Raw genomic sequence first — 23245 nt, 5'->3', positions numbered from 1 at the left:
TCGTTACATCTACAATTCTTACAAGTAAAGCTTGTAAATCAAAGGGTCACTTCGATAGGGACATTTGTGATTCATCCATAACTTGTTATGCGAGAGAATTATGAATCAACATAAAAGAAAACTGATTACATTCAGCCAGCTAATATGTGCAGTTGCCGTTGCTTCGGCGTTAACTGCATGCGGCTCAAGCCATAAACACAAGTCAAATCAACCGATGCCACTTATTTCTGGTTACCTCTACACCACAACTAATGGTAACGGTGATGAAAATGGCAACGGCATGAATAAAGTGATGCGGCTAACTCGTTATGCTGATGGTACGGTAGGCAATGAAGTTGTCTATGATACTAAGGCAAAGGGTGCTGCTGATGTATCTACAGGTGGTGATGCTCATGGTGACTTTGATAGTCAGGGTGCCATTCAAATTATTGGGGATTATTTACTAAACGTAGATGCAGGGAGCGATCATTATATTTCGGTATTCAAAATCGATAAAGCTAATGGTGATTTAACCTGGATGGAAAACATTGATTCAGGTGGTGAACGTCCTGTCAGTATTACATATACTAAGAAACCGAACACGGATGACCAATATTGGGTTGTGGTCGGTAACCAGTGGAACAATCCGAATGTACAAAAAGATGGTGCTAATATAGAGCGCTATCCAAGTAATGACTTCTTTATTGATTCGAATGGAGACAAAGTTGACTTAACGGCTTCAGATCCATCGGATGCACATCGTAATATCAGTTTGTTTAACTTCGATAGCTCCAATGGCAGTTTAGTCTCTGCCGGAGCCACGCCTTTAGCTACTTATGACAGAGCAAACGGTGGCCCAACAACGGTAACATTCAGTGCTGACGGTACTAAGTTAGCCGTTTCAACATGGGGTATTGCACATTTCAATACGGATACTCCTAGTACTGATGAGCAACATCCTAGTCGTGTTTATGTCTATGACTTTGATCTGTCTAACGGAAATATTAATTCTCAGCTTCCAGATTATTTTGAAAAATCAGGCATCGCAGGCACAATTGGAATCAATTGGGCACTAAACAGTAATACTACCCTGCATGCCAGTAACTTCAATTTGACCAATGAGTTAATCGGTCATGGATTGACGGTGTTAAATGACGATGGAAATATTAGCGAGGGGAATACTGGCGTATCTTTGACTGCACATTATAATACTGGTGCAGAAAGCAGTAGAGATGAAGCATGCTGGACCGTGCTCAGCCCTGATGGAAAACGACTTTATGTATCGAGTTTTGGTACTAACGTGATTACACCATTTACGTTAAATGATAATGGAACCGTTGCTAAGACCTTGAGCTATGCTTCACGAAGTGAGGGCACACCAGCTGGGGATACTAAAGATATGTATATTACGCCAGATAATAAATATCTGTATGTATTAGGCGCCTTCCAAACCTTTACGTTAAATCGATTTAACATCAAAGATGATGGAACACTGTCGTATATCGATCAACATGTTTACAAAGAAACTAAGAGTGATGTTGGCAAAGCTGGCGCTCATAATTTCTTGGGGTTAGCTGGTTTCAGCGTGGGATAACTTCCGTTTAAGCTCATGTCAAGCCAATGCCATACGCATTGGCTTTTTTGTTTTAGATCATGTTTCCGTTAATCGGAAAAAAATCTTTGAATATATTTATGGAGACTCCCTTTCTAACTCACTAAGCTTAAGTAGTCATCAAAGATAAGGCAAAGGTATGCTAAAAGTTATCCTATCTCTGTGTTTAATGTTAACGCCCATGTTAGCAACGGCTGAACAGAATTTAAGTGTTGGAGACAAAGCTCCAAACTTCACTATTACTCGGCTTAATGGCACTCAGTTTCATCTTGCAGAGTATCAAGGTATAAAACCAGTGTATTTGATTTTTTGGAATACCTGGTGCGGTTACTGTATTAAGAAAGTTCCAACGATAAATGAGCTTGCAAAAAAGTACGGACAAGAGCTAGAAATATTAGCCATCAATACCTCTTGGAGTGACGACAAAGAGCTAATAAGTGCCTTCCAGCAGCAGCATCAGACAGATTACCCTATGGCTTTTGACAATAATGCAACGGTTACCGACTTATTTGATGTCTGGGGTTCGCCGACAGAGTTCATCATCGACATCAATGGCAGGGTTCAGCACAGAGACAAAATACCGCCGATATCTGCTAAGACATTAAATGCTTGGACAAAGTCATGCGTACAGGAAGTATGCTGATGACAAAATCTATGTATCAATCACAAAGTGCTCCTAGATTCGTAAAAGGGCTTTCTCGACGAGCATTTTTAAAAGGGACTACAGCGTTAGCCGTCCTCGCAGGGGCTGGTTTAGCTAGACCCGCATTGAGCGCTGTGCAATCGTTTGAAGGCGATGTGGCTGAGCCATTATCATCCGCTTTTTTACCTCAAGCCGCTAAATTTAATCCTTTGCAAACAAAACTGATTAAGCAGGTACAACTTCATTTATTCCCCGATGATGGTGATGGTCCATCTGCGGATGATCTGAATGCATTCGGCTATTTGCAATGGGCGCTCACTGACCCAGATAACCAAGCTGACGGTGACAGAGCGTTTTTAATCAAAGGGACAGTTTGGTTAGATGAGTCTGCGAGTAAACACTTTAGTAAACCATTTCTAGAAATGAGTTTTGCTGAACAAGCCAAGTTACTCCACAGAGTCAATGGCAGTCAATCCGGCGAGAATTGGTTATCACTGCTTTTGTATTACCTCCTTGAGGCCGTAACGTTAGATCCACTCTATGGAGGCAATACGGAGGGCGAAGGTTGGAAGTGGCTGGAGCATCAAGCTGGATTCCCTAGACCTAATTCGCAAACCCACTATCGAGTATTTGAGGAAGCGTAAGCGTGAGAGAGACAATAAAAAAAGCAATGCGAGCGGAACCTGATTTTGATGTGTGTATCATTGGTAGTGGTGCCGGTGCAGGCCCAGTTGCTTATGAACTGGTGAATGCTGGGTTCAAGGTTTGCATGTTGGAAAAAGGCAAGTGGTACGACGAACAACACTTCAAAAAAGATGAGCAATTAGGTCGCCACAGAATATTCAAGTCTCAACACGATAAAGAACGACACGTTCTAGAGGAGCCGGATGGTGAAGGCGGTTGGAGTCGAGATACTACCAGTCAATTCTGGGGGGGGAATGTTGTCGGTGGCGCCAGTAATTTTATGAGTGCGTATTTTCATCGCTTAAAACCAAACGATTTTAAATTGTTATCGTCTTACGGTGCCATTAAAGGCGCCAATATTGCGGATTGGCCGATAAGCTATGAAGATCTAGAGCCTTATTACGATAAAGTCGAGCGTGTCATTGGTGTTTCAGGCAAGGTGCAACCGCACAAGTTTTTAGAGCCAAGAAGCCAACCTAATTATCCGATGCCACCCACCGCTGAACACCCAGTATCAAAGTACTTCGACACTGCATGTAAAGAACTTGGTTTTACACCACTGCCAATGGCCAGAGGTATTTTATCGCAACCTAAGGGAGAGCGACTTAGCTGTGAATACTCTGGATATTGTGGCAGCTATGGGTGCCACTCAGGCGCTAAAGCCAGCTCAAGAGCTTCACTCATCGATAGAATAAAGCATAAACCCAATTTTACCATGCTTACTGGTGCTAAAGCCTATCGCATTCAGACGGATGACGATGGTCAGGCAACCACAGTCGACTACTTTGTTTCAGAAACAAAATCTCAATCATTAACCGCAAAGAAATTTGTTGTTGCCTGTTATTCAATTGAGAGTGCTCGATTGTTGTTGACCAGTGTTGGCAATAAACACCCTCGAGGCATAGGAAACAGCCATAATCAAGTTGGAAAGAATTTGCATTGTTGTGCTGGTGGAACTGGCCACGGTATTTTTGATTTAACAAAGTTACCGAGCAATAAAGCTAACGCACTCAAGGTTCGAGGGCCGTTCTTCAATCGTTTCTTACAGGACTGGTATGAAATTGAAGATAAATCCCTGAGTGACAAACCTTTAAAAGGTGGGACGTTGGATTTTGTGTTTGATCCACCGTCACCCACTGCAGAGATAGGTGATTTGAAATGGCAATCAAACGGTGAGCTAGTTTGGGGGACGCCACTAAAACAAAAAATCAAAGCACATTTCACGCAATCAAAAGATTTCAAATTTGAAGTATTTTGTGATTGGTTGACTCATGACGATTGCTTTGTGAGCTTAGATGATACTGAAAAAGATGCGTGGGGCGTTCCAGTGGCAAGAATTCGAGCCGGATTCCATCCACATGACATTAAAGTCGCACAGTATCTCGTAGATAAAGGTGTCGAAGTGATGAAAGCGATGGGTGCTGATGAAGCTTATGGCAATGTATTTACCCAACCAACCTCTAATCTCGTGGCTGGGGGCTGTCGATTTGGTGATGATCCCAAAACATCGGTGTTAAATGCCAATTGCCAAGTGCATGATTGTGACAATGTATATGTCACAGACGGAAGCTTTATGCCAAATGGCGGCAGTATCACCCCCACAATGACCATTTATGCTAATGCTTTTAGAGTAGCCGAAAAGATTATATCTCACCTGTAATAAGCCACAGTTAATGCTAGAACTAAGTGAGGATTAATGGGTTCTAGCTGCTTTCCCTCGGAAATGAAGTATTAAGTTATTGTTACATAGGATTGTTTTAGAGTATTTGCTTGAATATGATGGTAAGTACCTATTATACGTTGTAGGTGACGACACACAGTGCAATCTGTAATAAGAGATGTAAGTTAGTAACGATTAAAATTAACGGATTGGGCAAAAAGCAAAATAATAACGGAGAATACTTAAATGGAATTTAAGTTTCGATGGCAACAATTAACGTGCGCTTCATTAATATCATTAACACTTGCAGCTTGTGGTGGTAGTGATGATAAAAAACCGGAACCACCAGTACCATTACCCGTTCCTATCATAACGAACGCAGCACCAACGATTACTTCCCAAGCACCCACTACAGCCACTGAAGATATTGAGTACAGCTATACGCTGGCCGTTACTGATCCCGATGATGATCTGAGTGGTTTAACCTTCACTTTGAATAATGCGCCGGATGGGATGGATATTTCGGATACTGGTGTCATTTCGTGGACACCAGTAGAAGGCATATTAACTTCTGGAGAAGTGATCGTAAGCGTAGCTGACGGTGGTGAAGATGGTGCATTAGCGGCAACAGAAAGCTTCACAGTAGCGGTTACTCCAGTGAATGACGCTCCGCAAATCACAGCTGAATTTTCTACTGCAGCGACAGAAGATATCCTTTATCAACAGCAGATAGCGGTGTCAGATTCTGACGATGAAAACAATGGCACTGATATTCTTTTTGCTTTAGTCGATGCCCCTGATGGAATGCAGGTGTCAGAGACTGGCTTAATCACATGGACAGCGACAGAAGGCATACTTTCATCGGGTGCCGTGACAGTCGAAGTTCGAGATGGTGGAGAAGATGGAGTTAGCGTCACGACTCAAGCACTTGAAATAACGGTCACGCCAGTGAATGACGCTCCTGTGGTTGCTATGGTTGAAAAACAGTTTATTGAGACGGGACAGCAATGGCGTTACCAGCTTGATGTGACAGATGTGGATGACACCAACATTGAGCAAGACATTAATTTTGAATTGATCACGGCACCAAGTGGGCTTGAAATTAGTGACACCGGTTTACTCACCATCACGGCTTCAGCACAAAGCACCTTTACTTATACATTTACCGTGCGTGTCAGTGATGGCGGTGAAGATGGTGTTGAACCCGTTGATGTATCCATTGAAATCGAAGAACAAGTTTTTGTGCGAATCAATGGTCAGGCCCGTAACTATTTTAATGGTGAGCAACTTGCGGATACAACATTAACGGCATCAGATGGTATTGAGACTCTTGCAGAAGTAGCTTCCGATGAAACGGGACAATTTTCATTTAAAATTCAAGATATTCATTTAGATGAAGCTGAGCGTATAACATTGTCAGCTAAAAAGATGGGATATGCAGAGACAGCGCAAACGATCAGTCCACAAGAGTTCAGTGTTTTTCATAATTTGCTGTTGCAACCCGTTCATGCCAGTCAATCATTTGATCCAACAATTGAAACCGAATTGATGGTTGAAGACTTTAGTGTTGCCTCGATACCGCAGAATAGTTTTGTTGATCAAAATGGTGATGCTATTACGTCAGCCGTTGAAGCACAAATTACCATTATTAACCCAGAATTAGATATTGATCTTATGCCTGGAGACATGGTGACAGTAGATGAAAACGGTGAGCAACAACCGATAGAGTCCTTTGGTGCTATCACGGTGACGTTTAATGATGAACAAGGCAATAATGTTGAATTTAATGGCAGTGAACCTGCAACCATTAGAATTCCAGCAACAGGTAATGCATTGTTAAGACCGGAGACGATACCGCTCTATTACTATGATTCAATCAAAGGAGTTTGGATAGAAGAAGGTGAAGCTACTCTAATGGCCAATGGTGATGCTCAGTATTACCAAGGAACGGTGAGCCACTTCACGACTTGGAATGCCGATATCATTTATGAAACCATTTACATCAGAGGTTGTGTGGTAGATGCAGACGGAACTCGAATCGAAGGCGCTCGCCTGACGTCAGAAGGGCGTAATTATCTTGGTACCTCTGATAGCTTTACCGATGCTGAAGGTAACTTTACTCTGCCAGTGAGAATCGATTCATCGGTATTGATTTCGGCAATAAGTGGCAGTCAAAGTCGGACCTTCATTCAAAGTACTGCGCGTGAGGATATTACCCTAGAGTCGTGTATTGTTCTGTCTGACGCATTGACTAAGATGACGTTAACGTGGGGCGAAACCCCGACTGACCTGGATTCACACCTATTGATCCACTACGGTGAAAATGCTTTTGAACACGTATACTTTGCCAACACCAGTGTGGTTATCCAAGATACGGTTATTCATTTAGATGTTGATGACGTAACAAGCTATGGACCAGAGGTGATATCAATCCCTCAATTTCCTGTTGCAGGAAGGTATGAATACATCATTTATAACTATTCAGGCAGCCCACTGATGGATCCTGCATCGACTCGTACTGAAATTATTTTTAATAATGAGTTGATGATCATGCAACCGCCAGCTGATGGTGTTAAGGGTTATTGGCATGTGTTGGATATTAATGTTGATGATGATCTTAATGCTTCAATCGAGATCAAAAATGAGTGGCTGGATAATATTAATGATGGTTTTGTCCCACAAGTTCAACGGCCTGAATCGGTTCCAACTGATAAGTTTGATGAAATATTAAAAGGTCTTATTAACAGTAAGTATTACACTGACAAATAAGACGAAGAAGGAGAGCTTAGGCTCTCCTTTATACTTCCTTTGATAACATTTATTCAGGTATGATCATTTCCCAAACATGCCCCTGTATTCGACCTTTACTGCCATCCATCGCTGGAGAATATGTTTCATTTTCATAAAAAAGTTTGGTTGAAACGTATCCCTTAGCTTGGTTTACAGCAATAAGCTCATAATACAATTGCACACTGGCGTTTGGTTCACTTCTTAATATGACTTTACCGTCAGCATCGATTTGCCAATTCAACTTAAACTGTTGTGGGGCTGGCGTAGAATAATCAATAAAGTAACTATAATTATTTCCATCTTCTACGATGAATCTCAGTTGATATTTTAAGTTCTGTTCGTAGTCATACTGATTTAATGTGAGACCGAGTAAATTCGATGCCGTAAAAGTAAAGTTTGTGGTTTTACAGTTTCGAACGCTAGCATCGAAATCCTGAGTACTTTGCAATCTACCTTGGGTGCTGAGCTCGGCACTGTGGGCAAAATTATCCCCAATGCGGCATGCTGTAAAGGGCTCTGATTTTGGTAAAATTGATTCCCCAGATGTAAGTTTTTCAAAATCAGTTTGCTCAAAAATCTCATCTCGACCCGCTTTATTAAAAACGTACTGGTTAGGTCTGAAAGGGCGATTGGCTTTAAAGCGCATACCCCAGCGTAATTTTTCACTTTGAAGCACTAAGAAGTTATTGTACTGATCTTGACCACGATTAAAGTGAGGGTAAAGATCATTAAAAGCATGTTTAGGTAGCTTCATCGACAAAATATCTAAGCCATCAACCGTTTCTTGTTTCCAAACCCCTTTGCCGAAAAAGTTACTTATCTGTTCCAGCTGGCCATTTTCCTTGGCGTGCCACTCGATGACATATAAATCCATTCTATTTTCAGGGAGCAGTTCGGCTACGATTTTTACTGTTCCAAATGTCTTAGTAACAACGCCTTTTAATTGGGCTAGATCACCATTGGAAGGTGTTTGCGAGATCAACTGTTCAAACGAAGTCGCATGAACAAGCTCATCTTCATCAGGTAATAGGGCTTTTGCAGTGTTACAAATATGATGTAAATATTCATTATTACCACTGCAACCGGAACGTTGAGGCATGATGAAATAATCATAATCCTTGGTAAACGTTAGGCTATATACCTCCGCAGCATCAGAAAATCGAGCTTTAGGGTTATCAAGCAACTTCCAACCTCTCAAATCAGGGTGATCGGAAAGTACGGAGTGAATTGATAAGCCATTGCTGTCCAATTTTTGGGGCGTCATTGTGGCATAAAGAGCAACATTATTTTTAACGCTAAAACGCAAACTGCCATCTCCATTGAGTTGTTGTACAAAGAGATCATTGGCAACAGGAGTAAAGCTGCCATTATCTAACACTAAGTAAGGGAATGGTTCTGGTTGTGTTAACGGACTAAAACCGAACTGGCTCCATATCTCTTGACTAAAGTCTGTGACCTCTGTGGAGTCGTTATACAGCCATGATTCGTACCACAATATCGGTAATTCGTCGGTAAAAAAGTTATTAAGGCTGTGAATACCGGTGTCAGTGACTGGCTGGCTTAGATTTGCTGTAACACTCCTCTCATGCGCTTGAGTGATATTAATTAATGAGGACAGAGATTCTGGCTTGATGATTAACGCATTTAAAAAGCGTTTTGAGAGAAACTCGTGAGCCGGAATGAAGCCAGTATTACGATGAAAAAATGTCGCTTCGAGCGAGGTCGTGCTCAAATTTTTAACTAATTTGTGGTAAATCGCCTGTAACACTTCTTTTTTGGTATGTTCAGTGTTGGTAAGCAGTTTGTCTAAGTTGTGAGCAATGGCGACGGTGCTGAGTGTGGCGACAAAGTGTAACCTTTCATAATGTGTTCTTTGTTCAGCAGATAAGTTGTTGTCTGATGCTTTAGCAATGTAGTCAGCGTCAACGTCGACATTCAAGTTGAGCCATGTTTCGATTTCATGTTTTGCAGAGTCATAGTCATGGCCTTTATTGATTAAATCTTCAATCATTGAAGTAAAAGGGCTGACAACTGTCGCTTTAGGTCTTGCAACGTAGGTAAAAGGACGTTTAACTTGCTTTCCTGAATGGATGAACACTGTTTCTGAATTCGCTTCAGCCACTAGTCGAGATGCGTTCAACAAACTTTCATCAGGCGTTTGTAGGATAAAAACACCTGTTTCATCTGTTAGTGCACTCGGTTCATTTGGGTCACAAATCAAGTTATCGTTACCGTCTAAGCAGACTTTGGCATTTTTTAAGTAACCATCAATGACTTTACCTGTCAGCGTATAAGTGACTGGAATCTCAGGAATGACATTCTTTGACGTCTTATCATCACCTCCGCAGGCCGATAATAATACTAACGAAATACAAGCTAGGTAGGGTTTTACGCTCATGCTGTCACTCCTTCGACAAACGTTTTAATTAAATAAATCCGACAGAGTTGGTAGCTATAAGCGTAGATGAAATTATATAGTTTGCTGAACAGATACTATCTAATAGATTGGGAGCATCTGTTCAGTGTATGGATTTAGAATTGGTAGCTTAGCTCAATCCCCAATGTTCTTGGTTTGTTGATAAATAACAGTTGTCCTTGTTCGCCATAATCACGCTCGCCTCTTGCACCAACAATGGCATATTTATTCAGTAGATTGTTAGCAAAAAGTCTCAAACCCCATTGACTTTTAGTGAATTTAACCGATGAATTAACAATCCCAAACCCTGCTAAGGTTTGGTTATCTTCATTCTTAGTGAATGCGAGGTTGTTTACCCTCGTATTCACAGAACTTTTCATGAACAATCCAGCAAACCATTGCGCATTCCAGTCGTGGCCCAAGCTATGTTCAAAGCTTGCAGTAATGCTTCCTTCATGGGTGGGAACGCCGGGAACATGATCGCCTTTAAAGCCATCAAGTGATGGGGCGTTTTCTGATAACTTGGTTCGGGTATAAGCATAACCGGCTGTAATTTGCAGCCCTGATATTGGTGCCCAAACACTTTCCAGCTCCAATCCTTGTGACGTAGCACTACCACCATTAACGGTAATTGGAATTGCACCTTCAGAAGTCTTTCCTGAGAGTTGAAGATCTGTCCAATCGATATGATAAAGACTACCATTGATGGCTAAGCTATTATCAAACATGGTGGCATGCCAACCAAGCTCATAATTTGTTACCGAGTCAGGATCAAAGCCTTTTTCATCTTCAGTGAAGTCAACTTGACCGCCTTCGGGAACGCCATTTGAACCGCCACGTCTAAAACCTTCAGACATCGTAAGATAAAAGTTCAAGTCATCAGTCACTTCATAAAATGAGCTGAACTTAAAAATAGAGTCTTGGTTACTGCCTTCGCCAGTACTGCATTCAAAACTGAATTCGTCACCCGCCATACCTTCATCAATTGGGAAGTCCAGACATTGATGGGAAGACTGTTCAAGGTCGAAAAACCTGGCACCGAACGTCAAATTCCAGCTGTGAGTCACAAACCACGTTAATTCGCCAAATAGGGCTTTTTCAATGACCTTCTCTGAAAAATCGGAATAATATTCGATATTGTCAGGGCGTTCTAAACCGAGATATTCTGGGTAACCTGGAGTAAATTCAATTGATTGACCATTATTATTTTCATTTGCATAGTATAAACCTACTGTCCAGTTGATCAGATCCGAGTCGTCATATTGCAACCTGAGCTCTTGTACAAAGTTACTGTTATCTGTTGTATCACGGGTATAAGCTCTAAAATCTTCATAGTCACCGTAACCGGGCCAAATTGAGGTCGTCAGTAAGTCAGTTTGATCTCGTTGTCCAAGATCTTTTAACTGGCTGTAGCTGCTTGATGAAACGATACGATATGCATCACCTTGCCAACTGACTTCCAAAGTATCTATGGTTACATCCTTATCAGCTGGTTCTACAAACCGTGCGGCATTAGCAAACTTGCTGCCAGTAAAGTCAGGGTTAACAGCTTGGCGTCCTCCAACTTTCTGTTGTTGCTGAATATGAGTCAAGGTGACTAGGGTTTCATCATTCAATGAATAAGCTAACGCTACTTTCATATTTTTAGTGTTTTCTTTATTTACATCTTGCTGCGGATCGGAAAGCACCTCTGTGTAGTCAATGAACCCCTGATCTTCAGTCCAGTTATAAGCGAGTCTTATGGCCAATTTATCTTCGATAACAGCGAGATTTCCAATGGCCTGATACTCTTGGCTTAGGCCGATACTTTGATCAATATGTGATAATTTGCTTGAAACCGATAGCGAGTTTTCGTCCAACTCCGGCTTATTTAAAATGTATTTAAGAGTACCACCCAAAGAACCTGCACCATAAAGCGTACCTTGTGGGCCTCTCAATACTTCGACCCGATTAATATCGAGCAAGCTTAGATCAACCAGCATCGGTGTGTCATTGATATAAACCGACACTGTGCCGCCGTTGCCACCGCCATCATTCGCTGACAGCTCATCAACCGATAAACCACGGATCATCATAGGTGAATCATTACGCGCTCCAGTATCAACTACAGTTAACCCTGGGATAGTCAAACCGAGCTCAGCTTGATCCGTGATTCCCGCTTTTGCAAGACTGTCACTATCTGCAACACTGATGTTGTAAGGCAAGTCTTCTACTGAAGTCAATCGTCGAGAAGCTGTAACCTGAATGCGCTCAATACCAGCGAATTCTTCAGCCATTACTGGAGAAGATAAACTCGCTGAACCAAGAATACCAGAGATTACAACTGCCACAGAAGAAGGACGATTTTGAAACTTCATTTTTGCCTCATAAAAAATTAAAAATAGTAAGTATTTATTCAGGTTGGGGAATGTAGCATTGAAAGATTTTTTATGCAATATATTTGAGTTTAAAGTCAAGCTGGTATTCTTGTTTAGTTAATAAATTATTAATTATCTGTTATATAGACCTCTGTTCTATTTAAAGTGTCGATGGTACAATTTGACTCGAAATTACGAAGGAGACGTGATGAATGAAACTTAAATATATAATATGCGCTATTCCTCTACTTATTACTGTCGGTTGTGTTAGCTCCACCAAACCTAAAGTCAATAAGCCTCTCAGTAACCAACCTCAAGTCAGTAAAACATTAGTTCAGCCGGATCAGAAAGGGCTAAAACGCGTCGTAGCTATCGCTCGATTTTCGGATGAAACTAAGCGTGGAAATAGTTTTTTACTGGACCGAAATAACAACCGAATTGGCAAACAAGCGAGTGATATTTTAAGTGCGCGCTTAACTGATTCTGGAAAATTCATTGTTCTTGAGAGAACAGATGCCGCCCTTGTTGATCAAGAAATGCAGCCAGAGTTATCAAACGCTGTAATTGAAACAACTGAGAAGGATGGTAAAAAAACCACAGTTTTTGGTAGTCAAAAATCGGTCAATAAGACTGAAAGCATGTCACCAAGAGCGGATTATTTAATTATTGGTTCGGTATCTGAATACGGTAGAGCCACAACCAGTGATGTTGGTGTTTTTTCTCGAAATAAGATTCAAAAAGCCAATGTTACCGTCAATATACGCCTGGTTAATACGAAAACTAAACAGGTTGTCTTTTCTCAAGAAGCTTCTGGTGAAGCAACATCTGAGGCAAGTCGCACATTAGGTGTGGGTAAAACCGCTGGTTATGATGCACAACTTGACGACAATGCTTTATCTGCAGCTATTTCTAAGCTTGTTTCCAATGTAATGGAAAACCTACTCGATTCACCTTGGCAGTCTTACCTATTAGCTGAAGACAGTGGAACATACTTTATGTCTGGCGGAAAAAGCCAAGGGATACAGAAAAACGATAAGTTTGATGTTCTCGTAAAGGGTAAACAAATCAAGAACCCGCAGACAGGCATGCTAGTTGAATTACCGGGTAAAAAAGTTGCTGAAGTTCAAGTGATTGCTTTTTCAGGAAAAGGCGATAATGAATTAAGTATGGCAACGGTGATTTCAGGAACAGTGAATAAAGACAAATTAATGGATTATATCGTAAGGGAAAAGGAGTAAAGAATGAAAACACTTAAGTACTTCTGTTCAGCTATTTTAATGCTTTTAGTCGTTGGGTGCGGTTCGAGCTATAAGGCTTCTACACAAACGGCTGAAGGCGCCTTCATCCAATTCTCAGGGAATTTTTGGGGAACGACGGTTAGCGTTGATAATCAGGCACCTGTATTGATTTCAGAAAACACGATAGAAGCATTCGAAATTGATAATAAAGAAGTTGTGCGATTCCCTATTGAGACTGGCACACATTCTATCAAGGTTTCAAGAGATGGAGCTGTAATTGTAAATCGTAAGATTTATGTTTCTAATTCAAATGTTTTTGAGGTGAAAGTACCATGAAATTAAAAACAATCGCATTCATGATTTTAGCTGTTGGGCTTGTTGGTTGTAAGGCGACCAATACCTTATACCACTGGGGTGACTATAATCATACGCTTTATAATTATACAAAAGAGCCTACGGATGAAACTAAAAAAGCTCACATGGATGAGTTAAAAAGTATTATCGCTACGGCAGAAGAGAAAAATAAAAAAGTCGCACCTGGCATTCATTACGAGTTGGCGATGATGGAAGCTGAAGCAGGTAATTTGGATGTTGCTAAAGCGCACTTGGCTAAAGAGACCGAGCTTTTTCCTGAATCAAAGACTGCCGTTAAATTAGCAATGAAAGAAATTGGGAGCTTATAACAATGAAACGGATTTTATTCTTGGTCATGGCGTTATTTCTGACGGGTTGTCAGGCACCAAAATACATTACAAAAGAAGAAGCCTTTCCAAAAGTGTATAACGAAAAGCCTGCATCAGTGCTTGTTGTTCCTGCTATTAATAACACCACTGCTGCTGATGCCATTAATTTGTATTCTACGACTGTAGCGTATCCATTAGCTGAGGCTGGTTATTACGTGTTATCTGTACCTTATACACAGAAGTTTCTAGCCAGAGAAGGGATTTCTGATGGTGCGCAAGCAGCTCAAGTTCCCCTCAGTAAGTATAAAGAGCTGTTTGGTGTAGATACGGTCCTTTTTGTGACGTTAAAGCAGTGGGACACCAATTATAATGTGTTAGCTGGAAATGTTACCGTTTCAGCAAAAGTTGACCTTTATTCAACGCATACTGAAGAAGCTATTTGGGCTTATGATTCAACGATAGTCTATAACACTTCAGGTAATACTGGTGGTGGATTGTTAGCGGATTTAATTGCCACAGCTATTCAAACAGCAGTGCAAGATTATGTGCCAGTAGCCAGAATAGTTAATGGTCAAATGATTCATACGATGCCAGTAGGTAAATATCACCCAAGGCACGCATTAGATCAAAAAGATGTTGCTGTATTAGAAAAAAAAGTAAAACAATAATTCTTTCGTTTAATAAAGAGCTAAGCAATCTTGTTGCTTAGCTCTTTATTCTCAGGCTAACTTTTTCACTTCCTGCTTTAATTGATAACCATCATCCGTGACGATGGCCTCCAAGGTCTGAATGCGTTCAATCAGTTGAGTTTGATTCGCATTAAGCTGCTTTATCTCGGCTTCTAAAGCTAGGTTGTTCTTATTCTGTTTCATCGTTGTTTGTTTGGTTCTTAAATGCCGAGTTAAGGCATCACACCCAAAGATAACGGCAAAAATAAGTACCAGTGTCGTGTTCTCATCCATAATTAACCTTCTCCATTTTCGTGTGCCACTCAAGCTGAATGGCACAACATATAACTACAACCCAAATACAATTTTTTCGCTCTTGAGCGATTGTTTCATGCCGAACCAGAGTGCTGCAGCAATGGCGAGCGTGGCCCCAGTTGAAGCCATCAATTGTTGAATCGGCAAACCATTTCCTCTAATAAATGATGTCATGGCTTGTTGTTGTCCTGATAGTGGCAACCACTGGAAGACTTCTGGTGCAATATTGTACGCCGCAGCCATTGATACCATGGCGGGTGCAATAAGGACTAATGACAAGTATGACTGAGCTTCTTTAAACGTTTTTGACAAGAATGATACGAACAATTGTAATGTTGCCGCCATTAAAGCTACTGGGATAGAAACAATTAGCATGAGTGCCATGAATTCAAAACTGAAATTAATGCTGAACCCCATTTCTTCCCAAGGCACTAGCGGGTATGCAAATTTTGAGACAATCAGTGTCAGCAATAAACCACCCAATGCAAAAATCGAGACTGCAGCAATTTTTGACATGACGATTTGACCTGTCGTAAGCGGATGACTCAACAATAAAGCAAGAGAGTTACGTTCACGTTCGCCCGCGCTGGTATCAATGGCAAGATTCATTCCCGAAATAAAGACAGCGTAAAGCATCATAAATATGGCCATTCGAAGAATAAAACTGCCTTTAGAATCAGAGGTCGATTGATCTTCAACTTGAACACTTAATGGCTGGACAATGCTTGGATTAATACCACGGGCAATCAATCGCAAACTGCCCATTTCGCCGCTATAAACTTGCAAATTTCTTTTCAACCTACGAATCGATGACTGCAATTTCTGTTCTGAAGTATCTGCAATGATAATGACCTCAGCTGGTTGACCTTGCGACATGCTTTTTGCATATTTATCACTGATCACGAGCGTGATGTCTTTACGTTTTTCATCTTCAGAGTGGGTGATTCCGGCGTTATCTAAAAAGCGAACAAGATCGGGAGCACCCTCTGGATTTTTGATGTTGATATTGAGATCTTCTGGGCTGGACATTTGACCAATGATCACGACAAACAATCCTGCCATAAGCAGTGGTGAGCCGAGGGCATAATACAAACCAGCCATGACGGAACGCTTATCTCGAATGGCATCGATCAGTTCTTTTTTGATTAATGTGTTTAAAATGTTCATTAGGCTGCAATCCCTTCATCCGTTCCGATGAGCGCAATAAACGCATCTTCGAGTGATTCTTTTCCTGTCATTTGGCAAAGCTCTTGCGGACTGCCTTCGGCGACCACTTTTCCTTTTGCCATGACAATGACTTTGTCACACAGTGCGGCGACTTCTTGCATCACATGGCTTGAAAATAATACACAGTGACCTTGTGCTTTTAATGCTTGTAAACAATCACGCAATTGACGTGTACTCATTACGTCGAGACCACGAGTCGGCTCGTCGAGAATGATGTTACTTGGTTTATGAACAATGGCTTGTGCCAACGCCGTCTTCATACGTTGACCTTGTGAAAAGCCTTTACAACGGCGATCTGCAATATCTTCAAGGCTTAACTGTGTGATCACGTCGGCAGTGGCGACTTTGGCTTCAGATGACGATAAACCACTGAGCTCAGCGTAATACTGAATGTATTCTCTTGGAGTTAAGCGTTCATAAAGACCGAAAGGATCAGGGAACAAACCGAGCTGCTGCTTAGCAGCAATAGGGTTTTTATCAACGTTAATGTTTTCAATTTCCGCAAAGCCTTCATCCGCTTTCAATAAGCCAAATAACGTGCGTAGACAGGTTGTTTTACCTGCACCGTTAGGGCCTAACAAGCCTGTGATTTGACCGTTTTCGGCAGTAAAACTTAAATCATCAAGTGCTTGAACATCACCAATTTTCTTTTTTAAGTTAGAAACGTTAATCATGATTTATTTCTCACCTTTGTTTGTGAATACTTCAACACTGCTGGCATTAAGATAGAAACTGCGACGTACATCCTTATCAAGGCACTTTCCGTCAAGCTCTTTTACTGAACCAGACTTCACTAAGTCGGCTATCAATTGATGACCACAAGATTGTGCTGCGACACCGTGGGTCGCATAAGGTGCAACAAAATGCTGATAATTGGTCAGTTTCTCTGCTGCTAAGTCTCCCCAGGCTGGTGGCGTGGCGGGATCTATTTCACCAGAGAGTAGTAGAGTCGGGATATCACTCATGATTGGGGCAGAAAAATCAGCATCTACAGCTGGCATTTTCCATACACTACAGGTTTGCTTTATTGAATCGAGCATGGTCGAGCCAAAGTAACTGGTGTTTGCTTTATCACGCATTGCTGTTGTTACTCTAGGCAAATCTTCTGCGCACACAATTGATGAGTGCATGCCTAATGCTAGATCTAGGCCGCCGACAGTCAGCGAATAAAGTCCCAAAATTGGCTGATAATTTTCTTTAGTGGCTTGATGAATGGCATATGGCAATAAAGCCCTAGTGCTGGTGCTATATAACGCCAGACGAACGCTGCCTAAAAATTTACTTTGGGTTAAGAGTAAATCTGTTTGTTCACCCGTGTACGGATCGGAAACTTTTCCAACGAAAGGTGTGTCTTTTAAACGTTGAGAGACACGTTGCAGATCTTGCTCAAGGATAGGGAATGCTTGGTGGCAATTCTGTGATTCTTGGCAATCTTTCATGAGGAGCTTAACGGCGCGGTCAATGACTTCCCCAATGGATAATACGCTGTGCTGCATCGGTACCACGCCATCTAAGGTCACGGTAGCTAAATTTTGCGGGTAATGGCGCATGTATAATTGAGCCATACGTGTTCCGTAAGAAACGCCATAAACATGCAACTTTTGATAACCCAAATGTGCACGAATTGCATCAAAGTCTTTTAGTGCTATGTCACTAGTATATTGTGTGATATCACTTTCCCCATGAATACCATTAAGGCATTTTTGAGTTTCAGCAACCATATCGATGTCATCATCGTTATAGGAAAGTGCATTTAAATTCTGTTCGTTACAGCTCAATAAATTAGAGCGACCTGTGCCTCGTTGATCAATCAGTAGCACGTCACGGTTCTCACGAACCTCACTTAATACTTTGTCAAATAATGCAGCATTATCGATGGCTGACTGACCAGGGCCACCCGCAATGGCAAGGATTGCTTCTTGAGGATGTGTACTTTTAACTGCAGGTAAAATGGCAAAATGCACATCAATTTTTTTACCTTGAGCTTTATCAGGGTTTTCCGGCATAGATAACTTGCCACACTGCAAGCGATCAGAAATGCCTTTTAAATAACAGCTCTTAGTTTTAGGCGTATTCTGAGTTTGTTCGGCATCAGAATGACTGACATATAGCATTGTTGCTATTGCCACAACCACAGCCGTCATTCGGTGTTTGGATGCTGAACAAGCAAGGTTCCATGATTTCATGTTGATTCCCTTTTTATCGGTTTATCTTGAAGCTTTAAATTTTTGGTGCTTTAAATCTAGAAGTATATTTACTGGCAACTTTTCCTGTCGTGGCCCACAGCATGAGTGCGCTCCATGCGATGAATGACAGTCCAGCAGGTATACAAGCAATCAAAATGAGTTTGAAGTGCTTACGGTTAAAAAAGAGTGCAAGTAAAGCGGGTAGAAACCATAAAAAAATGGTCACGATAGCCACAGCAGCAATCAAGCCATAGTTTTCACTAGTAAAGATTTCATTTAAAAATTCCATTTCCGTGCCCTTTTGTTCACTAAATTTCCAATCCAGCTACGTTTTCTTAATGAGCTATGCTATTCTCACTGTATTGGTGTATCAGTGTATTAATTGATTAATACAGTAGCAATAGGCTAATGCTAGAACTCATTCATGTCAACCCCAGTAGTGGGGAACCAATCTATCGTCAATTACACGAGCAAATCGTGCGTTTAATTGTGGGCGGTCAGTTACAACCCGATCAAGTCCTTCCTTCTGTGAGGCAAACAGCAGAATTTTTATCTGTGAATCCGATGACGGTATCTCGTGCGATTCAGCAATTAGTTGAACAAGGTTGGATTGTTCGACAACGTGGCCAGCCCACTCGGGTTGCCGCAACTCAGCCTAATCACTCTCATTCAGGGATCGAATTGTTGCAAAAAACAATTACAGAATTAGTAGAGCAAGCTAAGCAACTTGGCGTACCGCAGGAAGACTTACAACGAGCCTTAAAAGACAAATGGCAGGGATAATGAACGATGGAACAAGAACAAGCGATTTTATGTTTTGATAACGTAGTTAAATACTTTAAGCAAGATACAGGCTCTGTGCTTGCACTCGATAAGTTATCGCTTCAATTGCATCCAGGGATGGTGGTTGGTTTGCTGGGTAAGAATGGGGCGGGGAAATCGACCTTAATACGTTGCGCACTGGGTATCATGGCACCTACTGATGGCACAATTAGTGTATTAGGCGAACCTGCAACTCAGCTGTCAGCAGACACAAAGTTAAGTATTGGGTATGTTCCGCAACAGCAATTCGGTTATGAAGGCTTTACGGTAAGGAATGCCTTGGATTTACATTCAAGTTTTTACCCAAATTGGGATAAAGAACTTGAGCAATATTGGTTAGACCGTTTTCAGCTTGATGAAAAACAGTCGGTACAAAAGCTGTCTGTAGGTCAAAGGCAATCACTTTCACTTATCATGGCGATGGCCTATCGACCAAAACTGTTAGTGTTGGATGAACCTGTTGCAAGTCTGGATCCTATCGCCCGCAGACAGTTTATGGGTGATATTTTTGAATTAGCATTAGAGTCAGGAAGTGCAGTGCTATTTTCGTCGCACATTACTTCGGATTTAGAGCGGGTCGCAAGCCATGTAGCCTTGATAAAAGAAGGCCAGTTAGTGCTGTTCGATGAAATGGATAACCTTCGCGAGCAAATTAAAGTTTGGAAGGTCGAACCTGATTTCATAGCCCCAGATCATATTTGTGTACTGGCTAAAAAAGCGAATCAACTTGTGGTAAAAAAGTCGGAGAAAGAGCAAACCACTCAGGGAGTATTGTCTGAGTCATCGCTGAACCTTGAAAACTTATTTGTGGAGTTGCATCAATGAAGCGCAACCCATTTCAGGGAATGATCCGAACTTGGTTATTTGATGTTGGCTCTGCTAACTTTTTAGGCACCGGACTGGTCATGGCAATCATGGCAGTAGTGTTTCCAATGCTTTCCGATAAAGATGACTTACTATTTTCATTAATGTATGGCCTCACGATTGTTTCTGTGTGCATTGCCATTACATGGCAAGTGATTAGGTTAAGAAGTACTGAGTGGCAAGTACTGCTTCCGGGTTTTGATAAACACATTCAGTTGCAAGCATTTATCATTTATACATTGGTTATGGTATTTGGTTTTGGCTATGCCGGGATCTTTTTAAATTCGCAAACGTTAGCTGTACTGTCTGTAGCCGGTATTTTTGGTAATGTTTTTTTAGTCATCTGTCGATATAAACCCAATTTTTTTCATGCTTCAGCCGTTTTTTATTTATTAAATCTAGCCTCACAAACGGCGGCAGAATTAATACCAGACTGGCTTATTTATACCTTGATGGTGATCACCACACTGGCGGTAGTTGTCACTCATCGCCGTTTGAATTGGACAGCAAATGCCATCAATGTATTCAGTTGTGGCTTACACGCTGGTTGGGTGATGACACCCAAACTTTCGTTTAAATGGTTAACTGTTTTTGAGCGTTTTATCTTTCCAGCGAACTATTTTATCGGCCCAACCTTGAGTAGCATGATTGTGCTTATCCCTACAATGTGTTTGGTTGCGGAGGGGGCGAGCCTGTATTTCAATTGGGAGTTTCCAATATTTGTGGTGATGCTTCAGGTTTCAGTCATTATCGGTTCGATGATTCACTGGGGACGTTTACAAAGACCACAAGCATTTGAATTGCTCATTACATTACCCATTCATAATGGCATCAGTGATTTAAGAAAACGCTTTGCTTCTGCACAACGGAGAGTGGCCTATATTATTTGTGGCTATATTTTCATTTTGGCGCTTGTGAGTAGTTATATTCGAACTGATATGAACTTAAATAATGGCTTGCATATATTGATGGCCTGCTACGCTGCAACCATCTTAATGATGGGATTATCTGGACTTGCAACGAGAATGTGGCAATTCACTCTAGCCATGTTACCTGTAATGATGACGGGCGTTTGGATTGTGATAGGGCAAGAAAAAATTATCGATGAACCCGCAACGATGCTACCGCTTATGATAAACCTGATTTTTATTCTTGTTGCAGAAGTGATATTTAAAATATCAGCAAACAAAATGTGGAACGAACGATTAGAGTAAAAGCTCTTGGGCGTTTTTGCCACGCTGCGGTACAATATAAAAAAGCGGAACACTTGTAAGCTAAATATATGTCACTAGAGCAGTACCATTTAATTTCTTTACTTCGTAAGCAATCCCGAACACGAAGCAATGAAGTCGCCCTTGAAGGCTACGATTGCGTTGCCAATTGGAAGACCGTTACTTGGCAACGATTTGAAGATGTCACTAATCAAATTGCCAGTTGGCTGATTGATCACGGTATTCAAACACAAGACAGATGTGCCATTATGTCGAGAAATTGTCCGCAATGGACCTGCGCCGATGTAGGCATCTTAAAAGCCCGTGGCGTAGTCGTACCGCTTTATCCTACCAGTACTGCTCAACAAGCTGCTTTCATTATTAATGATGCCGAAGCCAATGTGTTATTTGTTGAAGATGCACAGAGTTATCAAATGGCGCTCGAATTAAAAGCTTCGTGTCCTACTCTAAAACGCATCGTGGTCTTTGACACCAACGCTGTGTTGGAATCAGAACAAGACTGCCATTTCGATGTATTGTGCCAGTCGATTACTGATGTGAACCAAAATGGTGAGCTTAAAGCCCGTCTGCAAAGCAGTAATCTTGATGACTTACTCACGCTGATTTATACCTCAGGGACAACGGGTGAACCTAAAGGCGTCATGTTGGATTACAGAAATGTTGCGTCGACAATCGCACAACACGACAAGAAATTTAATGTAAGCCCAGGTGATACCTCGATAGCTTTTTTACCTCTTAGTCATATTTTTGAACGAGCTTGGTCTTTTTACGCTTTATATCGTGGTATGCGAAATGTGTACCTTACCGATACGCATAAGGCAAAAGAGGCGATTGCTGAGATAAAACCTCATACCCTTTGTGTTGTTCCTCGATTTTTAGAGAAGGTCTATAGTGCCATTCAAGATAAAGTCATTAAATCTTCTCGCAATAAAAAACGTATTTTCAACTGGGCAGTGGCTGTTGGTTATCAACAGTTTGAAGCGAAACAAGGGCGACAAAAGGGAAACCCTTGGTTATCACTGAAGTGGCAAATAGCCAATAAGTTAGTCTTTGAAAAACTGACGACGGCATTAGGTGGCAACTTAGTCTTTATGCCCTGTGGTGGTGCTGCGCTGGATGCGAATGTAGAGCGCTTCTTTCAAGCCGTGAATGTTCCAGTACTGTGCGGTTACGGCATGACAGAAACAACTGCAACTGTAACCTGTAACACTGTTGATTCACGTATGCCGGGTTCAAATGGCCAACCATTACCAGAAACAGAAGTTAAGATTGGTGAGAATAGTGAAATTCTCGTACGTGGTGGCAGTGTGATGCGTGGCTACTACAAACGACCAGAAGAAAATGCCAAAGTGTTTGATGATGAAGGTTGGTTTAAAACCGGTGACGCTGGTGAGTTTGATGAAGACGGCAACCTTTTTATCACCGACCGTATCAAAGAGTTAATGAAAACCTCTAACGGTAAATATATTGCACCACAACGAGTTGAAGGTAAGGTAGGTTGCAGTCCATTTATCGAACAGGTGGCTGTGATAGCAGAAGCCAAAAATTATGTTACTGCGTTGATTGTCCCTGCATTTGAAACACTCGAAGAGTGGGCGAAAGAGCAAGGATTGAAATACAGCAATACCATGGAGCTACTTCGTCATAGCCAAGTGATTCACCACTTCGAAGAGCGCCTAGTTGAATTACAGTCTGAATTGGCTACCTTCGAGCAAATTAAGAAGTTCACCCTGTTGCCCGATGAGTTTTCAATGGAAGCTGGGCTTATCACGCCAACCTTAAAATTACGCCGCAAAGTTATTTATAACAAGTATGCGGATGAAATTCGCATGATGTATGAAAGGTAATTCCTTGTTACGATAAGCCCTG

Annotated in this window: 20 protein-coding genes; 13 read left to right on the top strand and 7 right to left on the bottom strand. The window is 41.5% G+C overall.

Features of this window, described 5'->3' with window-relative positions; translation table 11 throughout:
* Nucleotides 1-100 precede the first annotated feature (100 nt).
* The 5 genes from AC1EU2_RS11755 (at nucleotide 101) to AC1EU2_RS11735 (ending at nucleotide 7347) form a co-directional block, all read left to right on the top strand.
* Nucleotides 101-1573: a lactonase family protein gene (locus tag AC1EU2_RS11755; RefSeq protein WP_480298468.1), complete on the top strand. Its 1473-nt coding sequence runs from the start codon at nucleotides 101-103 to the stop codon at nucleotides 1571-1573.
* A gap of 157 nt (nucleotides 1574-1730) precedes the next feature.
* Complete coding sequence (locus AC1EU2_RS11750) at nucleotides 1731-2234, top strand: TlpA family protein disulfide reductase (protein WP_480298467.1); 504 nt, start codon at nucleotides 1731-1733, stop codon at nucleotides 2232-2234.
* Nucleotides 2234-2878, top strand: a complete 645-nt coding sequence (locus tag AC1EU2_RS11745; protein WP_480298466.1) for a gluconate 2-dehydrogenase subunit 3 family protein — start codon at nucleotides 2234-2236, stop codon at nucleotides 2876-2878. The genes AC1EU2_RS11750 and AC1EU2_RS11745 overlap by 1 nt, the downstream gene beginning before the upstream one ends.
* Before the next feature lie 2 nt (nucleotides 2879-2880).
* The gene (locus AC1EU2_RS11740; RefSeq protein WP_480298465.1) at nucleotides 2881-4578 is read left to right on the top strand and encodes a GMC family oxidoreductase; all 1698 of its coding nucleotides are present in this window, start codon (nucleotides 2881-2883) and stop codon (nucleotides 4576-4578) included.
* A 246-nt stretch (nucleotides 4579-4824) separates the two neighbouring features.
* Entirely contained in the window at nucleotides 4825-7347 is a 2523-nt protein-coding gene (locus tag AC1EU2_RS11735; RefSeq protein WP_480298464.1) for a putative Ig domain-containing protein, read from the top strand.
* A gap of 49 nt (nucleotides 7348-7396) precedes the next feature.
* Here the strand turns inward: AC1EU2_RS11735 and AC1EU2_RS11730 are convergent, their stop codons facing one another.
* Nucleotides 7397-9766, bottom strand: a complete 2370-nt coding sequence (locus AC1EU2_RS11730; protein WP_480298463.1) for a hypothetical protein — start codon at nucleotides 9764-9766, stop codon at nucleotides 7397-7399.
* Nucleotides 9767-9900: 134 nt separating this feature from the next.
* The gene (locus AC1EU2_RS11725; RefSeq protein ID WP_480298462.1) at nucleotides 9901-12141 is read right to left on the bottom strand and encodes a TonB-dependent receptor; all 2241 of its coding nucleotides are present in this window, start codon (nucleotides 12139-12141) and stop codon (nucleotides 9901-9903) included.
* 212 nt (nucleotides 12142-12353) lie between these two features.
* Between AC1EU2_RS11725 and AC1EU2_RS11720 the strand changes: the two genes are divergently transcribed.
* The 4 genes from AC1EU2_RS11720 to AC1EU2_RS11705 are packed head-to-tail and all read left to right on the top strand — an operon-like array spanning nucleotide 12354 to nucleotide 14730.
* Nucleotides 12354-13379, top strand: coding sequence for a CsgG/HfaB family protein (locus AC1EU2_RS11720; protein WP_480298461.1), 1026 nt, complete (start codon nucleotides 12354-12356; stop codon nucleotides 13377-13379).
* Between the two features lie 3 nt (nucleotides 13380-13382).
* Nucleotides 13383-13715 (top strand): hypothetical protein, encoded by a 333-nt coding sequence (locus AC1EU2_RS11715; protein WP_480298460.1) that lies wholly within the window; start codon nucleotides 13383-13385, stop codon nucleotides 13713-13715.
* Complete coding sequence (locus AC1EU2_RS11710) at nucleotides 13712-14062, top strand: DUF4810 domain-containing protein (RefSeq protein ID WP_480298459.1); 351 nt, start codon at nucleotides 13712-13714, stop codon at nucleotides 14060-14062. The genes AC1EU2_RS11715 and AC1EU2_RS11710 overlap by 4 nt, the downstream gene beginning before the upstream one ends.
* Before the next feature lie 2 nt (nucleotides 14063-14064).
* Nucleotides 14065-14730, top strand: coding sequence for a GNA1162 family protein (locus AC1EU2_RS11705; RefSeq protein ID WP_480298458.1), 666 nt, complete (start codon nucleotides 14065-14067; stop codon nucleotides 14728-14730).
* Between the two features lie 51 nt (nucleotides 14731-14781).
* Here the strand turns inward: AC1EU2_RS11705 and AC1EU2_RS11700 are convergent, their stop codons facing one another.
* Genes AC1EU2_RS11700 through AC1EU2_RS11680 form a run of 5 tightly spaced genes read right to left on the bottom strand, consistent with a single transcriptional unit; the run spans nucleotide 14782 to nucleotide 18747 of the window.
* Nucleotides 14782-15024, bottom strand: a complete 243-nt coding sequence (locus AC1EU2_RS11700; RefSeq protein ID WP_480298457.1) for a hypothetical protein — start codon at nucleotides 15022-15024, stop codon at nucleotides 14782-14784.
* A gap of 54 nt (nucleotides 15025-15078) precedes the next feature.
* Nucleotides 15079-16212 (bottom strand): ABC transporter permease, encoded by a 1134-nt coding sequence (locus tag AC1EU2_RS11695; RefSeq protein WP_480298456.1) that lies wholly within the window; start codon nucleotides 16210-16212, stop codon nucleotides 15079-15081.
* A complete protein-coding gene (locus AC1EU2_RS11690; protein ID WP_480298455.1) occupies nucleotides 16212-16946 on the bottom strand; it encodes an ABC transporter ATP-binding protein in 735 nt (244 codons plus the stop codon). Before AC1EU2_RS11690 ends, AC1EU2_RS11695 begins: the two co-directional genes overlap by 1 nt.
* A gap of 3 nt (nucleotides 16947-16949) precedes the next feature.
* Nucleotides 16950-18458, bottom strand: a complete 1509-nt coding sequence (locus tag AC1EU2_RS11685) for an alpha/beta hydrolase (protein WP_480298454.1) — start codon at nucleotides 18456-18458, stop codon at nucleotides 16950-16952.
* A 34-nt stretch (nucleotides 18459-18492) separates the two neighbouring features.
* A complete protein-coding gene (locus AC1EU2_RS11680) occupies nucleotides 18493-18747 on the bottom strand; it encodes a superinfection immunity protein (protein ID WP_480298453.1) in 255 nt (84 codons plus the stop codon).
* Between the two features lie 119 nt (nucleotides 18748-18866).
* On the opposite strand from AC1EU2_RS11680, the gene AC1EU2_RS11675 reads away from it, so the two are divergent.
* From AC1EU2_RS11675 to AC1EU2_RS11660, 4 genes are all read left to right on the top strand, one after another.
* Nucleotides 18867-19241 (top strand): GntR family transcriptional regulator, encoded by a 375-nt coding sequence (locus AC1EU2_RS11675; protein ID WP_480298452.1) that lies wholly within the window; start codon nucleotides 18867-18869, stop codon nucleotides 19239-19241.
* A gap of 6 nt (nucleotides 19242-19247) precedes the next feature.
* On the top strand, nucleotides 19248-20105 hold the full coding sequence (locus AC1EU2_RS11670; protein WP_480298451.1) for an ABC transporter ATP-binding protein: 858 nt from the start codon (nucleotides 19248-19250) through the stop codon (nucleotides 20103-20105).
* A complete protein-coding gene (locus tag AC1EU2_RS11665) occupies nucleotides 20102-21358 on the top strand; it encodes a hypothetical protein (RefSeq protein ID WP_480298450.1) in 1257 nt (418 codons plus the stop codon). The genes AC1EU2_RS11670 and AC1EU2_RS11665 overlap by 4 nt, the downstream gene beginning before the upstream one ends.
* Before the next feature lie 68 nt (nucleotides 21359-21426).
* Nucleotides 21427-23223: an AMP-dependent synthetase/ligase gene (locus AC1EU2_RS11660; RefSeq protein ID WP_480298449.1), complete on the top strand. Its 1797-nt coding sequence runs from the start codon at nucleotides 21427-21429 to the stop codon at nucleotides 23221-23223.
* Nucleotides 23224-23245 lie beyond the last annotated feature (22 nt).

The sequence above is a fragment of the Parashewanella sp. 2304DJ23-3 genome, from assembly GCF_056591695.1.
Note: the sequence above shows the minus strand (reverse complement) of the source record. Positions and strands in the feature narration are given on the sequence as shown.

What these genes read in the sequence shown, in the direction of transcription:
- AC1EU2_RS11755 (WP_480298468.1), top strand. Translation starts at nt 101, where the DNA reads ATGAATCAACATAAAAGAAAACTGATTACATTCAGCCAGCTAATATGT.
- AC1EU2_RS11750 (WP_480298467.1), top strand. Translation starts at nt 1,731, where the DNA reads ATGCTAAAAGTTATCCTATCTCTGTGTTTAATGTTAACGCCCATGTTA.
- AC1EU2_RS11745 (WP_480298466.1), top strand. Translation starts at nt 2,234, where the DNA reads ATGACAAAATCTATGTATCAATCACAAAGTGCTCCTAGATTCGTAAAA.
- AC1EU2_RS11735 (WP_480298464.1), top strand. Translation starts at nt 4,825, where the DNA reads ATGGAATTTAAGTTTCGATGGCAACAATTAACGTGCGCTTCATTAATA.
- AC1EU2_RS11730 (WP_480298463.1), bottom strand. Translation starts at nt 9,766, where the DNA reads ATGAGCGTAAAACCCTACCTAGCTTGTATTTCGTTAGTATTATTATCG.
- AC1EU2_RS11725 (WP_480298462.1), bottom strand. Translation starts at nt 12,141, where the DNA reads ATGAAGTTTCAAAATCGTCCTTCTTCTGTGGCAGTTGTAATCTCTGGT.
- AC1EU2_RS11720 (WP_480298461.1), top strand. Translation starts at nt 12,354, where the DNA reads ATGAAACTTAAATATATAATATGCGCTATTCCTCTACTTATTACTGTC.
- AC1EU2_RS11715 (WP_480298460.1), top strand. Translation starts at nt 13,383, where the DNA reads ATGAAAACACTTAAGTACTTCTGTTCAGCTATTTTAATGCTTTTAGTC.
- AC1EU2_RS11710 (WP_480298459.1), top strand. Translation starts at nt 13,712, where the DNA reads ATGAAATTAAAAACAATCGCATTCATGATTTTAGCTGTTGGGCTTGTT.
- AC1EU2_RS11705 (WP_480298458.1), top strand. Translation starts at nt 14,065, where the DNA reads ATGAAACGGATTTTATTCTTGGTCATGGCGTTATTTCTGACGGGTTGT.
- AC1EU2_RS11700 (WP_480298457.1), bottom strand. Translation starts at nt 15,024, where the DNA reads ATGGATGAGAACACGACACTGGTACTTATTTTTGCCGTTATCTTTGGG.
- AC1EU2_RS11695 (WP_480298456.1), bottom strand. Translation starts at nt 16,212, where the DNA reads ATGAACATTTTAAACACATTAATCAAAAAAGAACTGATCGATGCCATT.
- AC1EU2_RS11690 (WP_480298455.1), bottom strand. Translation starts at nt 16,946, where the DNA reads ATGATTAACGTTTCTAACTTAAAAAAGAAAATTGGTGATGTTCAAGCA.
- AC1EU2_RS11685 (WP_480298454.1), bottom strand. Translation starts at nt 18,458, where the DNA reads ATGAAATCATGGAACCTTGCTTGTTCAGCATCCAAACACCGAATGACG.
- AC1EU2_RS11680 (WP_480298453.1), bottom strand. Translation starts at nt 18,747, where the DNA reads ATGGAATTTTTAAATGAAATCTTTACTAGTGAAAACTATGGCTTGATT.
- AC1EU2_RS11675 (WP_480298452.1), top strand. Translation starts at nt 18,867, where the DNA reads ATGCTAGAACTCATTCATGTCAACCCCAGTAGTGGGGAACCAATCTAT.
- AC1EU2_RS11670 (WP_480298451.1), top strand. Translation starts at nt 19,248, where the DNA reads ATGGAACAAGAACAAGCGATTTTATGTTTTGATAACGTAGTTAAATAC.
- AC1EU2_RS11665 (WP_480298450.1), top strand. Translation starts at nt 20,102, where the DNA reads ATGAAGCGCAACCCATTTCAGGGAATGATCCGAACTTGGTTATTTGAT.
- AC1EU2_RS11660 (WP_480298449.1), top strand. Translation starts at nt 21,427, where the DNA reads ATGTCACTAGAGCAGTACCATTTAATTTCTTTACTTCGTAAGCAATCC.